14 protein-coding genes are annotated in these 13,839 nt (G+C 66.1%); 5 read left to right on the top strand and 9 right to left on the bottom strand.

Annotated elements, in window-relative coordinates:
- Positions 1–77: 77 nt before the first annotated feature.
- The 3 genes from P0D62_RS00840 to P0D62_RS00830 all read right to left on the bottom strand — a co-directional run bounded on the left by P0D62_RS00840 (position 78) and on the right by P0D62_RS00830 (position 2,878).
- On the bottom strand, positions 78–1,439 hold the full coding sequence (locus tag P0D62_RS00840; protein ID WP_275700718.1) for a dicarboxylate/amino acid:cation symporter: 1,362 nt from the start codon (positions 1,437–1,439) through the stop codon (positions 78–80).
- Positions 1,440–1,660: 221 nt separating this feature from the next.
- Positions 1,661–2,077: an RDD family protein gene (locus P0D62_RS00835; protein WP_275700717.1), complete on the bottom strand. Its 417-nt coding sequence runs from the start codon at positions 2,075–2,077 to the stop codon at positions 1,661–1,663.
- 42 nt (positions 2,078–2,119) lie between these two features.
- Positions 2,120–2,878, bottom strand: a complete 759-nt coding sequence (locus P0D62_RS00830; RefSeq protein WP_275700716.1) for a polysaccharide deacetylase family protein — start codon at positions 2,876–2,878, stop codon at positions 2,120–2,122.
- A gap of 134 nt (positions 2,879–3,012) precedes the next feature.
- Here P0D62_RS00830 and P0D62_RS00825 point away from each other — a divergent pair, with 134 nt between their 5' ends.
- Both P0D62_RS00825 and P0D62_RS00820 read left to right on the top strand, forming a co-directional pair.
- Positions 3,013–4,803: an ABC-F family ATP-binding cassette domain-containing protein gene (locus P0D62_RS00825; protein WP_275700715.1), complete on the top strand. Its 1,791-nt coding sequence runs from the start codon at positions 3,013–3,015 to the stop codon at positions 4,801–4,803.
- Between the two features lie 323 nt (positions 4,804–5,126).
- Complete coding sequence (locus P0D62_RS00820) at positions 5,127–5,783, top strand: hypothetical protein (protein WP_275700714.1); 657 nt, start codon at positions 5,127–5,129, stop codon at positions 5,781–5,783.
- Between the two features lie 5 nt (positions 5,784–5,788).
- On the opposite strand, the gene P0D62_RS00815 is transcribed toward P0D62_RS00820, so the two are convergent.
- The 4 genes from P0D62_RS00815 to glpA form a co-directional block, all read right to left on the bottom strand.
- A complete protein-coding gene (locus P0D62_RS00815; protein WP_275700713.1) occupies positions 5,789–5,995 on the bottom strand; it encodes a hypothetical protein in 207 nt (68 codons plus the stop codon).
- 274 nt (positions 5,996–6,269) lie between these two features.
- Positions 6,270–7,532: an anaerobic glycerol-3-phosphate dehydrogenase subunit C gene (locus P0D62_RS00810; protein WP_275700712.1), complete on the bottom strand. Its 1,263-nt coding sequence runs from the start codon at positions 7,530–7,532 to the stop codon at positions 6,270–6,272.
- A complete protein-coding gene (glpB, locus tag P0D62_RS00805; RefSeq protein WP_275700711.1) occupies positions 7,529–8,854 on the bottom strand; it encodes a glycerol-3-phosphate dehydrogenase subunit GlpB in 1,326 nt (441 codons plus the stop codon). Before glpB ends, P0D62_RS00810 begins: the two co-directional genes overlap by 4 nt.
- Positions 8,854–10,437 carry an anaerobic glycerol-3-phosphate dehydrogenase subunit GlpA gene (glpA, locus tag P0D62_RS00800; RefSeq protein ID WP_275700710.1) on the bottom strand — a complete coding sequence of 528 codons (1,584 nt, stop codon included), beginning with the start codon at positions 10,435–10,437 and terminating at the stop codon, positions 8,854–8,856. The genes glpB and glpA overlap by 1 nt, the downstream gene beginning before the upstream one ends.
- 384 nt (positions 10,438–10,821) lie before the next feature.
- Between glpA and P0D62_RS00795 the strand changes: the two genes are divergently transcribed.
- The 3 genes from P0D62_RS00795 to P0D62_RS00785 all read left to right on the top strand — a co-directional run bounded on the left by P0D62_RS00795 (position 10,822) and on the right by P0D62_RS00785 (position 13,170).
- Entirely contained in the window at positions 10,822–11,307 is a 486-nt protein-coding gene (locus P0D62_RS00795) for a sigma-70 family RNA polymerase sigma factor (RefSeq protein ID WP_275700709.1), read from the top strand.
- A gap of 9 nt (positions 11,308–11,316) precedes the next feature.
- Positions 11,317–12,084 (top strand): hypothetical protein, encoded by a 768-nt coding sequence (locus P0D62_RS00790; protein WP_275700708.1) that lies wholly within the window; start codon positions 11,317–11,319, stop codon positions 12,082–12,084.
- A 69-nt stretch (positions 12,085–12,153) separates the two neighbouring features.
- Positions 12,154–13,170 (top strand): hypothetical protein, encoded by a 1,017-nt coding sequence (locus P0D62_RS00785; protein ID WP_275700707.1) that lies wholly within the window; start codon positions 12,154–12,156, stop codon positions 13,168–13,170.
- Between the two features lie 15 nt (positions 13,171–13,185).
- Here the strand turns inward: P0D62_RS00785 and P0D62_RS00780 are convergent, their stop codons facing one another.
- Complete coding sequence (locus P0D62_RS00780; RefSeq protein ID WP_275700706.1) at positions 13,186–13,575, bottom strand: type II toxin-antitoxin system VapC family toxin; 390 nt, start codon at positions 13,573–13,575, stop codon at positions 13,186–13,188.
- Positions 13,572–13,811, bottom strand: coding sequence for a type II toxin-antitoxin system Phd/YefM family antitoxin (locus tag P0D62_RS00775; RefSeq protein ID WP_275700705.1), 240 nt, complete (start codon positions 13,809–13,811; stop codon positions 13,572–13,574). The genes P0D62_RS00780 and P0D62_RS00775 overlap by 4 nt, the downstream gene beginning before the upstream one ends.
- Positions 13,812–13,839: the final 28 nt, after the last annotated feature.

Below are 13,839 nucleotides of genomic sequence, written 5' to 3'. Positions count from 1 at the left end.
GAGCATGCAAGTGGAAGACGGAATATGACGGAGGCCACCCCCTAGGGGGCGGCCTCCGTTGCCTATCGGGCTGGCGATCAGCGTGCGTCGTAGCTGAAGGTCGGCACCTCGTTGTAGGTGTCGACGTCGAGCACGCCCTCGCGCTTCGAGACGATGGCAGGCACCAGGGCCTGGCCGGTCACGTTGAGCGCGGTACGGCCCATGTCGACGATGGGCTCCACCGCGAGCAGCAGTCCGACGCCCTCCAGCGGGAGACCCAGGGTGGACAGCGTCAGGGTGAGCATCACGGTCGCGCCGGTGGTGCCGGCGGTGGCTGCGGAGCCGATGACGGCCACGAAGGCGATCAGCAGGTAGTGCGTGATGCCCAGCTCGATGCCGTAGAACTGCGCGATGAAGATCGAGGCGATGGCCGGGAAGATCGCGGCGCAGCCGTCCATCTTGGTGGTGGCGCCCAGCGGCACGGCGAAGGACGCGTACTCACGCGGCACGCCCAGGTTGCGCTCGGTGACCTGCTCGGTGACGGGCATCACGCCCATCGACGAGCGGGTCACGAAGCCCAGCGAGGTGACGGGCCACACGTTGCGGTAGAACTGCGCGACGCCCAGGCCGTGGAGCTTCAGGATCGCCGGATAGACGAAGACGAACACGATGGCCATGGCGATGTAGAGCGCGAGCACGAAGGCGCCGAGCGAGGCCAAGGAGCTCCAGCCGTAGGTCACCACGGCGCGCCCGATCAGCGCGGCGGTGCCGATGGGGGCCAGGCGGATGATCCACCACAGCACCTTCTGCACCACGACGAGCGCGGACTCGGTGAGGGAGACCAGCGGCTGGGCCTTCTCGCCCACCTTGAGCGCGGCGATGCCGAAGGCGATGGAGATCAGCAGGATCTGGAGGATCGAGAAGTTCGGGTACGCGGTGAAGCCGTCGTCGACGTTGCCGCTGAGGCGCACGCCGAGGCCGAAGATGTTCGACGGCACCAGGCCGAGCAAGAAGGCGCTCCACTCTCCGACGCGGCCCGGCTGCTCAGCGGCATCGCCGGTGACGCCGGCGGTCAGCCAGGGCTTGGTGACCAGGCCGACGACGATGCCGACGATCACCGACGCGAGGGCGGTGATGGCGAACCAGACCAGCGTCTGGATGGCCAGGCGTGCGGCGTTGGCCACCTTGCCCAGGCGGGCCACCGACGAGATCACGGCGGTCACCACCAACGGGATGACCAGGACGGTGAGCAGGGAGACGTAGGCGCTGCCCAGGTGGGTGAGGAGGCTGGTGAGCCAGTTGGGATCCTTGCCGTCGACGCCGTTGCCGAGCCACACGGCGACGAGGCCGAGGAGGAGGCCGGCGATCAGGCCGACGACGATCTGGAATCCGAGACGGGTGTAGAGGGGTTGCGGCTTCGCGGGAGCTTCCGCGCGCGCAGGCGTAGTGGTCTTAGCCATTTCAGGGCGCTTTCTGGTGGGGGGAGTTCGAGAGGGATGTGGAGGCAAGGGTGCGCTCAGCGCGGACACGCGCAGCTGGTGCGTCGACCCAAGTCGACGATGCGCCTCTCGAACAGCTGTGCCATGGGTTTACCGAACCACGTGAAACGAAGATGTAACAAACCCGTTCGCCGATGGCTGATCCGGGAATAGCCCGGTGCCTCGAGCCCCGTGAGGGCTGGTCAACGACGGTTGACGACGACGGTGCCGAGCAGCAGGTCGTTCAGGCCGCGTCGTTCCGCGCCGACGACCACCGCCGGTATCACCACGCACTTGAGCGCGGTGCGCACGACCGGACGCCACCAGCCCAGCGGCTGACCGTCCAGGCGGGCGACGCCGACGCGTGCGATCAGCTGTCCGAATGAGCTGCCGGTGAAGGCGGTGAGAAGGCTGGCCTCGACGAAGTAGACGCCGAGGATGGCGAAGGAGTACCAGCCAGAACCGGTCAGCGCCTGCGTGCCGAAGATCAATGTCGCGACGACCATGCTGGCGGCCCAGTCGCCGATCATGGCGCCGACCCGCGGCCACCACCCGGCCAACGAACCGCGCCCGTCTTTGGGCAGGCCGATGGACGATCCGGGGTAGGTGCGCGAAGCCACGCCCGGCAGCCTACCAGCGGCCTCGAAGGGTGCCGCCGATCGTCAGCACCACATGGTCTTGGGTTTGGCCGGCGCAGTGCCCTCGTAATTGCGGCACACCGTGATGCCCTTCTTGTTCAGGCCCTTCTTCATCTTCTTGATCGCGTCGCCACTGAACCCGTTCCACTGCATGTGCATGAGGACGGTGTCCTTCTTCTTCGCGTTCTTGACCACGTAGTTGACCACCTCGGACTTGGACTTACCCCGCCAGTCGTTGGTGTCGACGGTCCACGTCCAGATCTTCATGCCGACCGCCTTGTAGGCGGACTTCACGGTGTTGTTGTACGCACCGTAGGGCGGGCGACCGTAGGTGGTCTCCACGCCCGGGGATCTGAGCTGTTTCTTGACCTCGCTTTTGCTGAGCTTGGTGAGGTCGGGGTGTGAGACCGAGTGATTGAACACGTGATGGCCGTGCTTGCGCGCGTACTTTGCGTCGAAGAGTCCGGATTTGATGCAGTCTCCGGTGGGGAAGAGGGCCAGGCCGACGTTCGCCTTCTCGGCGGCCACGACCGTCTTCTTGAATGCCTTGAGCGATTTGGGGCAATCGTCGAAGGTGAGGATCACCCGGTTGGTCTCGTTGGGGCCGCGCGAGATGCTGTAGGTGGATTTCTTCTTCGCCATCGGTTGAGCTGCGACGACGCCGGCTTGTGGCGCGGTTGCCGGCGAAGCATCGGCGACGACCGGCTGGAGCGTGGCCAGCAGGCTGATGCAGGCCACCGCCGCGATATGACGTGCCAGCGTGGTGCGGCGAAAGTCGATCATGTGCGTTCCTTGCACTCGGGCCGGGCGCTGTTGCTCCGGCATCCTCAAAAACGAGCCTAACAAAGCCGTCTGACAGTTCGAGCCTGAGCTGCCTCCCGCGCGGAGCAGCGTCGGGGCCACTACCCTTTGCCACTATGGCGCATCTCCTTGGGGCCGAAGGCCTCCACCTCGAGTATCCGACCCGCGTGGTGTTCGAATCCCTCACGCTCGGCATCAATGAGGGCGACCGGATCGGCATCGTGGGTCGTAACGGCGACGGCAAGTCGAGCCTGATGGGCCTGCTCAGCGGCCGGGTCGAGCCGCAGGGGGGACGCGTGACCAGCCGCAGCGGGGTGCGTTTCGGGTATCTGTCGCAGACCGACGACCTTAAGGACGACGAGACGGTGGGTCATGCCATCGTCGGCGATCGACCCGAGCACGAGTGGGCCGGCGACCCAGCCGTTCGTGACGTCATCAACGGCCTGGTGTCCGACGTCGATTGGAACGCGCGGGTCGGCGAGCTGAGCGGTGGCCAGCGTCGCCGGGTCGCCTTAGCCGCGCTGTTGGTAGGGGAGTGGGACATCGTCGCGCTCGACGAACCCACCAACCACCTGGATATCGAGGCCATCGCCTGGCTGGCAAAACACGTGAACTCGCGCTGGGCGAAGAACGCCGGCGGGCTGCTGGTGATCACGCACGATCGGTGGTTCCTCGACGAGGTGTGCACCGCCACCTGGGAGGTGCATGACGGCATCGTCGAGCCCTTCGAGGGCGGCTATGCGGCCTACGTGCTGCAGCGTGTCGAGCGCGACCGGATCGCGGCCGCCACCGAAGCCAAGCGGCAGAACCTGATGCGCAAGGAGTTGGCCTGGCTGCGTCGAGGCGCCCCGGCTCGGACCAGCAAGCCCCGGTTTCGTATCGACGCGGCCAACGCGCTGATCGCCGACGTGCCGCCGGTGCGCGACGCCATCGAGTTGAAGCGGCTGGCCGTCGCGCGGCTGGGCAAGGATGTCGTCGACCTGGAGCGTGCGGGCCTCTCCTATGGCGACAAGGAGGTGCTGCGCGACGTCACCTGGCGGATCGCGCCGGCGGAGCGCACCGGCATCCTTGGCCCGAATGGCAGCGGGAAGTCGACGCTGCTCGGCCTCATCTCCGGCGCGCTGCAGCCCACGTTCGGGAGGGTGAAGCACGGCAAGACGGTGCGCTTCGGCATGCTCGATCAGCAGTTCTCGCAGCTGGCCGAGATCGGCGGCGACCGCGTCCGCGAGGTGCTGGCCCGCACCCAGACCACCTTCCACATCGACGGCAAGGACATGACGCCGGCTCAGCTGCTGGAGCGGCTCGGCTTCGCTCGCGAGCACCTGTCGGCTCGCGTCGACGACCTTTCCGGCGGTCAAAAAAGACGGCTGCAACTCCTGCTTCTGTTGCTCAGCGAACCTAACGTGATTGCTCTCGATGAGCCTACGAACGACGTGGACGCCGACATGTTGGCCGCGATGGAGGACGTGTTCGACTCGTGGCCGGGGACGCTGCTGGTGGTCTCGCACGACCGGTACTTGCTGGAGCGGGTGACCGATCAGCAATACGCGATTCTGGATGGTGGTCTGCGTCATCTGCCGGGCGGGATCGACGAGTACCTGGAACTGAGCGCCGGGCGTTCGGCTAGGTCGGCGTCGTCGCCGTTGGCTGCGGAGGGCAAGCAGGCGGCGAAGTCGTCGTCGGTGGGCGGCGCGGAGGAGCGGGCGCTGCGCAAGGAGTTGGCGGCTATCGAGCGTCGGATCGACAAGCAGGCGAAGCTGATCGAGAAGATCCAGGAAAAGATCGCGGCCCACGATCAGAGCGACTACGTCGGTCTGGGCACGCTCACTGCAGAACTCCAGAATGCCGAGTCGGAGAACGAGGCCTTGGAGGAGAGCTGGCTGGAGCTGTCCGAGCAACTCGACTGATGTGAGTTGTGCCTCCGTGTCGCGCGGTGCTCGCCGTCGCGTTGTGATGATTGCCGCTTAGCCGTTCGGGACGCCGCCGGCGAGAATCGCCTCTGCGTCGTCGAGGGCGAGGGTCGAGTTCCTCATCTGCCGACCGCAACGTGAATTATGGGAGAAATACGCAGTAATTCACGCTCGGTACCCTCTGGGTGAGGCGTGGGAGGATGGTCGGAGCACTTGGGCGCGAGGTACTGACCTCAAGGACAACCGCGTCGGAGAAGGTAGCTTGGTAACGCCTGGCAACTGACGTCTAGGCAAAGCGCGGGATCGGAGGTGAGAGAGCCATGACGTCTCGGGAGACCATGGTGCTGCATCGTTTCTCGGTCAAGCCGCGCCACCTCGACGCCTACCTCGAGATCCTGCCGCGAGTCGTCGCGCTGCGTCGCGAGCATGGATTCACGAGCCACCGGCTGTTCCTTGAGACTCATGCCGAACCCAAGCTGACCTGGCTGTACTCGCATCCCGATCCTGAAGCGGGGGAGTCGGCGCTGGCGGCAGACCCAAGAACGGCCGGCCTCACGGCCGAAGCAGCGCCCCATGTCTTCCGCAATGCGTTGGTTCGTCCGGTTGGCGTGGAGCGGCTGACCGAGGCCACAGCCGAGTCGGTTCGCGGGCGGATCGCGATCACGCGCCGCTACTCGATCGTCGGGAGGTGGGACGAGTTCCTGGAGATCTGGCGGCGGATCGTCGAGGTCCGCGAGGCCTATGGTTTTCACTGCCTGTTTGCGGTGCGCGACGAGCCCAAGGACATGTTCACCTGGGCGTTCGACTTTGCTGGAACCTTCGACGAGTTCCCGGCAGCCCAGCGTGACTATTACCGCGACCCTGCCCGCGTCGCCCTCCGAGGGGTCTTCGACTACATGGCCGACTACGCAGTCACCCCGGCCGAGCAGCTCCGCGCGGATGGCCAGCGATGGCACGTGCGAACGGGATCTCGATGATGGGATCACACATCGCAGGCGCAGATCCGGTTGTACTCGACCACTCGTTCCCCGTCCGTGGCCCAGGCCTCGGCCTCCTCGCGGGTGGCGAAGGAGCGCGGAGCAAGCCGGCCGTTGGCCATCAGCACACCGATCTCGATATCGTCGCGCGGGTCAGACCAAGCGATCAGGCCCGTCGCCTTGTCGTCGTCGCGTTCCAGCGTCGTCGTCATTCGGCACCTCCGTGGTGACTTGGCTCCTCTCCCAGTCAACCACGACGCCGGGGCGACTATTCCACCGCCGCGCTAGCCGGTTCTTGAGTCGATGTATCACGCGTGAGACGCGTTGAGGGTTAGCGAGGCTGAATCCGTTCAGTGACTCCGTCATCTCGCGTTAGCGGGGTTGTGGGCGTCAGCATGCTGACATTGACAACCCCGCTGATGCCTGAACCGCTCGGGCGCTGACGGATTCAGCCTCGATAACCGACGAGGCTGGCAGGCCATCTGCTCACAGGCTGTAGGCGTGGTGGAGCAGCCAGATGGGGTGGACGACGTTGGCTCCGGTGGCGGTTCGTAGCTGCCAGCGGCAGGTCTCGGTGTCGCAGGCGGCAATCTCGGGGTTGACCCGCTGGATGAAATCGAAGACGGGCTTGCCGACGGCCTGCGCGATCTCGTACTTCTCCTTCTTCAAGCCGTAGGTGCCGGCGATGCCGCAGCAAGGCTGCTCCGACTCGACGACGGTGACCCCCGGCACCAGCTCCATCAGGTTGATGGCCGGCATCCCCATGCCGGTGCTCTTCAGCTGACAAGGCGCGTGGTAGGGGATCGTGGCCTCATAAGCCTGGACTCGATCGGGCAGCTCGCCCCGGTCGTCGAGCTCCAGGATGAACTCGCAGATGTCCCACGTGCGATAGGTGACGTCCTGCAGGGCCTCGTCGTTCATGCCCAGGATCTCGTGCGCCTCGTGCTTCAGCTGGCCGCCGCACGAACCGGACGCCGTCACGATGGGGGCATCCCGGTTGACGCTGCGCAGGTCTGTGGTGAGCTTCGAAACGTACTTCCTCGCGTCGTCGTACAGGCCGTTCGACTGCAGCGCCAGGCCGCAGCAGCCGTGCCTCGGGTTCAGCACCTCGTAGCCCAGGAACTCGAGCAGCTGGACGGAGCGGATGGAGGTTTCCACCTCGAAGTACTCGCCGGCGCAGCCGTGGAAGAAGATCACCTGGCCGCGCGGCCCGGAGTTGGGGTGCGGGGTATGCCGCTTGAACCAGGCGTCGAAGGTCTGCGGCTGGGCGATGGGCATAGGGGCGTGGCGCGCGATGCCGATCACCTTCTCCACCAGCACCCGGATCCACGCTTGGCGCAGCGCCCAGTTGGCGATCGGAGCGAAGGGGGTCATCACCATGCCCATCAGCGTCGTGCGCGAGATCAGGCGATCGCGCAGCGGGATGCCCTTCTGCTGCTTCATCGCCGTGCGGGCGTGGTGGTTGATCTCGGCCACCTTCACGCCCTGCGGGCACACCGTCGTGCAGGTGCCGCACGAGGAGCAGTAGTCGATCGACTCGTCGACGGAGATCTCGGAGCCCCGGAAACGCTCAGCCTGCGGACCGACGAACTTAGGCCCAGGGAACAGCGGCGTCACGCGCGCCACCGGGCACTGCGTCTCGCAGATCGTGCACTTCACGCAGGCGTCGAGGGAGGCGCGCAGCGTCAGGTGCTCCAGGTCGATGATCTCGGCGCCGCCGCACGGCGGGGTGTCAACTCGAACGCTCATGTGCTGCTCCCAACGGTCGAAGCGGATGTGTGTGCGCCGACGATGCTGTCGGCGGCGCGCAGGGCGGTCAGCAGGGCGATGCCGTCGCCCGACTTCTCGCGCCACCGGATCGATCCGCCGATGACGCCGCCGGCGGCGCGCAGGTTGGAGTAGACGACGTCGCCGGTGTCATCCACCGGACGCATCTCGCCGTCCACCCTGACGCCCACCTTGAAAACGGGCTGCTCGCCCCAGTAGTCGCCGTGCACCAGCTCAGCGACGACGCCGTGCAGCGGAAGGCCGACCAGCGTCTCGGAGACGGCGCCATAGGAGTCCATGGCCAGGCCGCCCGACTCGAAGCCGCCGGTCGCCAGCACGAACTGCCGCGCCTCGATCGTCCGGGGACGACCCGCGCTGGCCACCGTCACCGACGCGATCCGGCCGCCCTCGGCCTCGAATCCGGTGACGTGTGCGCCGAGAATAAGCCGAGCCCGCGACGCGACGACGCCGGTCTCGCCCGGCACCGAACGGATCGCGTCGATGCCCCGCATGCCCGACTTCACCAGTCGCGTCAGGCGCTCGTTCAGCCGCATGCCCGGCACCGACGGCGGCTGGAGCGGCACCTCGAACACCTCGTGGCCAAGACGCGCGGCGACGTCCCTCCACGCGTCGTGATCGGCCAGGCCGAGCACCGCCGGGAAGCCGACCACCTCGTCCTCCCGGAGGAGCGGCGCCACCAGGCGGCACAGCTCGGCGCGCTTGGCGGGATCGTCGAGCGCGCGGGCGAACTGGAGCCCCGAGGAGTCCACCTCGCCGTCGCGCACCATCACGTCGACGTGCACCGCGCGCGCCCGGATGGGCGAGCCGTCGGGGTTGGCCTGCCGGCGGAGGTTCTCGGCCACCAGGTCGGGGTAGAAGTCCTTGAGCCGGTCGAGGCCAACCAGCACGATGCTCTTGCCGCGCGGTTGCCCAGCCACCATGGACGGCTGGGGGAGCGCGGTCGGACGAAGCGCCCCGACGGCGGTGGGCAGGCGGTAGTTCGACCTCCCGTCGCCGACCAACAGATCCTCGCCCACCACCCGGCGGATCCAGGCGGTGGCCTGGTCGACGTCGTCGGCCGAGAACGGCGCATACGGGTGCGACTCGTCGTCGATCCCGTCGATCGCCGCGCGCGGATCCTCCACATATTCGGGCGCATAGCCCAGATAGTCGACGGTTCCCTGACCCAGCTGCAGGCCGCCCAGGCCCTTGCTGACCAGCGTCACCGACATGCCTTGTTCCAGCAGGCGGGCCGCTGCGACGAGGCCCGCGAGTCCGGCTCCGATCACCACTGCGTCGCGCATCAGACGACCTGCCTTTCCGGCTCGGGAAGATGCTCGAGGTCGAGCGTGCCTTCGAAGATCCAGCTGTCCAGCGCGGTCTGGCGCACCTGCTCGCCGTGCAGGATCGGCCAGATCCCGATCCAGCGGTTCTTGAGGAAGCCCCGCAGCAGTTCCGACGCGTGTTCGGCGTCGATGTCGTCGCGCTGATGGGCGATGCCCGTGGCGCGCGACGCGCAGAACCCGCCCTGACAAGGCCCCATACCCAGGCGCACCTGGCGGCGCAGGTCGTCGAGGTTGAACTCGGTGAGGTCGTTCATCGCCTCGATCAGTTTCTTGCGCGTGACCAACTCGCATTCGCAGATGATCTGCTGACCCGACGGCGCCTTGGTGCCGGTCTCCACCTGCTCCAGGCGCCGGTTGAGGGCGTAGAGCTTGCGGTCTTCGGAGCCGGGCACCGGCTCGTCGGCGGTGCGGCATTCGCGCTTCTCGCCGAGCTGATCGCACATCACGTCGACGATGCGCTCGGCCATCAGGCGGTAGGTGGTGAGCTTGCCGCCCGCGATGGTCAGCAGGCCCTTGAGCCCGTCGCGGTGCTCGTGGTCGATGATCGACATGCCGCGCGCCATGTGCCGGGTGTCCTCGGCGGAGACGCGCGAGTCTTTCACCAGCGGCCGCGCGCCGGCCCACGCGTGGATCGCGCGAGCCTTGCGGAAGCCGGGGATCATCTCCTCGCCCGCGTCGAGCATCTGCTGCACCTGATCGCGCGGGATGGGCAGGTCGTCGGCGTGCCCGGCCTTGTGGTCGGTGGTTCCGATGATGCAGACGGGGTGCGCCGGCACCAGGATGTCGCCGTCGGCCGGGTAGATGCAGCGGTTGAGCACCGACTGGGTGAGGCGGTGGTTCATCGCGATCATGATGCCCGCGCCGGGCACCACCTCGACGTCGTGACAGCCGGCCATGGCGGCGATCTGTCCGCCCCAGGGTCCGGCACAGTTCAGCACGAAGTGGCAGCCGATCCGGACGGTCTCGCCGCTGCGACGATCGAGGCAGGTGACGGCGGTGGCCTGGCCGGCCTGGTGTTCGATCTTGGTCACCGAGTGGTAGGTGAGGATGGTGCCGCCGTACTGCTCGGCGCTTCGCACCGCGCCCCACACCAGCTTCCAGCCGTCGATCGTGCCGTCCTCGACGGCGAAGGCGCGCTTGCTGCCGCGATTCAGCAACGGCTCGCGACGGAATGCCTCCTTGAGGCTGATCTCCTCGATGGGCACCTTCGCCTTCACGCACGCTGCGGCGTACCCGTCGGCGAAGTCCTCCGCGTCCACCGCGGTGGTGACGAAGAGACCTCCGGTGTCCTCGATGGCGTCGGCCTGGATGCGCTTGAGGATCACGTTCTCCTCGGCGCACTCGGTCGCCGACTCCGGGTCTGAGACGACGTAGCGTCCGCCGGAGTGCAGCAGGCCGTGGAAGCGTCCCGTCGTGCCCTGTCCCAAGTCGGCGCGCTCGACGAGCACCGCCTTGAATCCGCGCATAGCAGCGTCGCGGACGACGCCCACGCCGGTGGACCCTCCGCCGATCACAACCACGTCTGCGTCAATGGTCTTCACAGTGCCCTCCATTGGGGTGTTGACCCGTTTCGTTAATACTGGTTTACCAGTTCACGCACGTTCGGGCAGGCTCCTGAGAAAAGGTGCAAGGCCCGCTTGTGGAGGCTGGAATACGCCCGATTCTCCGGTTTCCCTCCCCTCTTTCTCGATGCGTTCTTCGTTGTTGCGGACGCGGCCGGAATAAATTCCGCACGTGGTGGTATTCGTATTTCTAACCGTTGGTTTTGGTGATAGATATATGAGTTAAATGGTCACCTGTGTCATCGTCGGTCAGGGTGAGTCATGCGAGTAGCTCAGGGGTGGGTTCGTCGTCTGCCTGTGCTCGTGATCTGCTTGTCACGAAACGTCCGCTCCGTGGCGTAGAGGAGGCGACGGAAGGTTTGCATGGCGCACCGTGACGAGTTCGAAAGCTGGGCGCTCAGCGCCACCGGCCCTCTCTTTCGGCATGCCGTCGTGCTGATCGCCGATCGCCAACTGGCGGAAGACCTCGTGCAGGAGACACTGACGAAGATGTATGTCCACTGGTCGCATATCGACGAGACCGCCCAACCGACGGCCTACGCCAAACAGACGCTGTATCGGCTGTTCGTGTCGAAGCGCCGGCTCAAGAGCTCTGGTGAGCTGGTCACCGATGCCTTTCCCCAGCTTGTCGCGCCCGATCTCGATGTGGAGAGCTCGATCGATCTCGTGCGAGCCATGCGTCGGCTCAAGCCGGCCGAACGCGCTGTCGTCGTCGCCCGCTACAGCGAGGGGCTTCCGGCGTCCGAGGTCGCCCAGCTCCTCGACCGCTCCGAGGTCTGGGTCCGCAAGACCGCCTCGCGCGCGTTGGCAAAGCTGCGCAACAGCTCGCACCTGGCCCGACCGGTCTGAGGAGTCACCATGAAACACCCGTCCATCCCCGACCTGAATCCACAGGAGACCTCCGATGTCGTGCGCCGCGCGATGCGTGCGGGTCGGCGAAGGCTGGCCGTCCGGTATGTCGTTTCCGGCGTGGCCGCGGTCGTTCTCATCGCCGGCGTCGGTGCGGGCGTGCTGTCGCTCGCCGACCTGGATCGACGCGCGAGCCAGCCCGCCGGGACACCGTCGATCAGCCGTGTCGCGACCCCACCCGCTAGTCCGGCTGCATCGGAGTTTCGCGGGCCGGACGACGTAGACCCCGCGGTCGCGGAAGCAATCCAAGGGGTCACGCAGCGGTATTTTCCCGAGGCCACTCTCGTGCCTCCGATCCTGGATGACGAGAGTGTCCTGGAGAAGAAGCTGCCTTACGAGGGCGGCGGTCATTTCTACCGCCTCCCGTTCTACGTCGAAGATGGCGATGAGATGTCCAACGGCTTCCTCGAGGTGCGGTTCGATCCTGATGGACTCCCGCCGCGGGACGACGGGTACCGACGGATCGCCGCCGATCCCGACATCTGGTTCAAGACCGTCATCGATCGGCAGACGATTGGCGACGAGGAACTGCGCGAAGTCATATGGGTACGCCATGAGTCCGGTGACGTCAGGCTCATCCTCACCAACGTCCATTGGGTCCCCAAGGACGATCATGCGCCGGACGAATGGGGGCTGCCTCGAACAGAGGAGGAGATCGTCCGGATTCTGTCATCGGACGACTGGGATCCGCTGCTTGAAGCCATCGCCCGTCAGTAGGTGGCGTGTCACGCCGGGGCGCGTCGACGCGTATAAGCGGGTGACCGAGTCTCGATAAGGAAGCACCATATGCCTCACCTCGCCCATCGCCGTTTCGTCCGAAATCTTGCCCTCGTCGCGCTGCTCGGGAGTCTCTTCGTGGGCTGCTCTGGTGAGGGCGACCGCGACGAGGATGCTCGCCCCCTCGCGGACTACATCCGGGTGATGTGGGGTGCGGATGAGTCGCGGCTCGAGGTGGAGAAGGCGGATCACGTCGAGCGGGAGCAGCTGATCGCCGAGTGCATGGCCGGTCTTGGGTTCGAGTACGCCCCTCGGCCGTGGCACGAGGACGACTACGCGGCGCCTCCCCTGACCTTCGAGGAGTTGGGCGGGGGAGCGACGCGGGACACGATGGATTACGCGCAGCAATACGGCTACGGCATCGTCGAATCACCGACGATGGTTGACGAGTCCACAACCAGCGGAACCGAGTGGGTGGATCCGAACGCTGAGTACGTCGGCTCGCTGGGCGAGTTGGAGCTAGCGGCCTACTACAAGGCGCTGCTCGGCCATGGTGACGACGCCTCCGACGACCAAGATACGCACTGGAGCGAGACGCGTGGCTGCGATGGCAAGGCGTCTTTTGAGGTGTCGAAAGACGAGCCGTACGCCGACCCGGACTTCGTCGAGCTGATCGATCAGGCCGACGCGATCTACGCGAGGCCTGAGCGCACCGATGAGGTTGTCGCGTTGGGCGGCGAGTGGGCGGCCTGCATGCGAGAGAAGGGCTTTACCTTCGCCGGCCGAGAAGAAGCCCGTGAGTACATTCAAGAGCTCGCGGCTGAGGAACTTCACGGTCATGCCCCGGGGCAGGCGGATGGCGGAAACGCGGTAGAAGTCGTTCCTGGCGAACCCCAGGAGCCCGGAGAGGCGGTGAGGGATGCCTTCCGGGAGAAGGAAGTCACTCAGGCGGTGGCGGATGTGTCTTGCGCGGAACAGGTCGACTATCGCACCAAGCTGCAAGCGATTCACCTGGCGCAACAAAGCGCTTTCGTCGTCGAGCATGTCGACCAGCTCGAAGCCTTGGTTGCCGCCTACGACCGCTAGCGACGCCCGTCCGCGTCAGAGGTGAGCGTCGTGGATCCAGGGTTTGCCGAGTGAGAGCAGGGTTCGGTCGGCGGTGAGGAAGTCCAGACGTTCCGTCTCTGCTTGCGCTATCAAGAAACGGTCGAAGGGGTCGTGTCGCGCGAGGTCTGGCTCGTGGAGCAAAGCTCGTGCGTGCGCAGCGGTGAACGGCAGTTCTTTGAGGCCCGCGTCGTCGAAGATGCGAGGGAAGGCCTTTTCGCCGGGGAGGGGGAGGCGCCTGAGCAGGTGTTTGATCGCGATCTCTGAGACCGATATCGCTGAGTAGAAGACCCGGCTGGAGGAGGCGATTTGACGACGTGACTCCGGGCCGAGCTGGGGGTCGTCCAGATAGAGCCAGAGCAGGGCGTTGGTGTCGAGCAGGATCACGCGTCGGCCCCGTAGAACATCTCCTGGATCTCGGCGTCGACGCCGTCGAAGATCTCGGTGTCGAGAACGAACTCTCCCTTGCCGGCGCCGAACACGATGTCCGCCCCGGCGACATGGGGCACCAGGTCGACGGCGGGCTTGCCGGCACGCGCGATGGTGATGCGTTCGCCTGCCAGCGCCCGCTCCACCAAAGCGGAGAGAGTGCTCTTGGCCTCGTGCATGTTCACCGTCGTCATAGACTTAGTCTAAGTTAGCTAATCTGCT

The organism is Tessaracoccus caeni (assembly GCF_029211185.1).
GTDB lineage: Bacteria > Actinomycetota > Actinomycetes > Propionibacteriales > Propionibacteriaceae > Arachnia > Arachnia caeni.
The sequence above is the reverse complement of the archived record's forward strand: the minus strand, read 5'-3'. Positions and strand labels throughout refer to the sequence as shown.

Coding starts and splice junctions, on each gene's coding strand:
- P0D62_RS00840 (WP_275700718.1), bottom strand. CDS start 1,439: ATGGCTAAGACCACTACGCCTGCGCGCGCGGAAGCTCCCGCGAAGCCG.
- P0D62_RS00830 (WP_275700716.1), bottom strand. CDS start 2,878: ATGATCGACTTTCGCCGCACCACGCTGGCACGTCATATCGCGGCGGTG.
- P0D62_RS00825 (WP_275700715.1), top strand. CDS start 3,013: ATGGCGCATCTCCTTGGGGCCGAAGGCCTCCACCTCGAGTATCCGACC.
- P0D62_RS00820 (WP_275700714.1), top strand. CDS start 5,127: ATGACGTCTCGGGAGACCATGGTGCTGCATCGTTTCTCGGTCAAGCCG.
- P0D62_RS00815 (WP_275700713.1), bottom strand. CDS start 5,995: ATGACGACGACGCTGGAACGCGACGACGACAAGGCGACGGGCCTGATC.
- P0D62_RS00810 (WP_275700712.1), bottom strand. CDS start 7,532: ATGAGCGTTCGAGTTGACACCCCGCCGTGCGGCGGCGCCGAGATCATC.
- glpB (WP_275700711.1), bottom strand. CDS start 8,854: ATGCGCGACGCAGTGGTGATCGGAGCCGGACTCGCGGGCCTCGTCGCA.
- P0D62_RS00795 (WP_275700709.1), top strand. CDS start 10,822: ATGGCGCACCGTGACGAGTTCGAAAGCTGGGCGCTCAGCGCCACCGGC.
- P0D62_RS00790 (WP_275700708.1), top strand. CDS start 11,317: ATGAAACACCCGTCCATCCCCGACCTGAATCCACAGGAGACCTCCGAT.
- P0D62_RS00785 (WP_275700707.1), top strand. CDS start 12,154: ATGCCTCACCTCGCCCATCGCCGTTTCGTCCGAAATCTTGCCCTCGTC.
- P0D62_RS00775 (WP_275700705.1), bottom strand. CDS start 13,811: ATGACGACGGTGAACATGCACGAGGCCAAGAGCACTCTCTCCGCTTTG.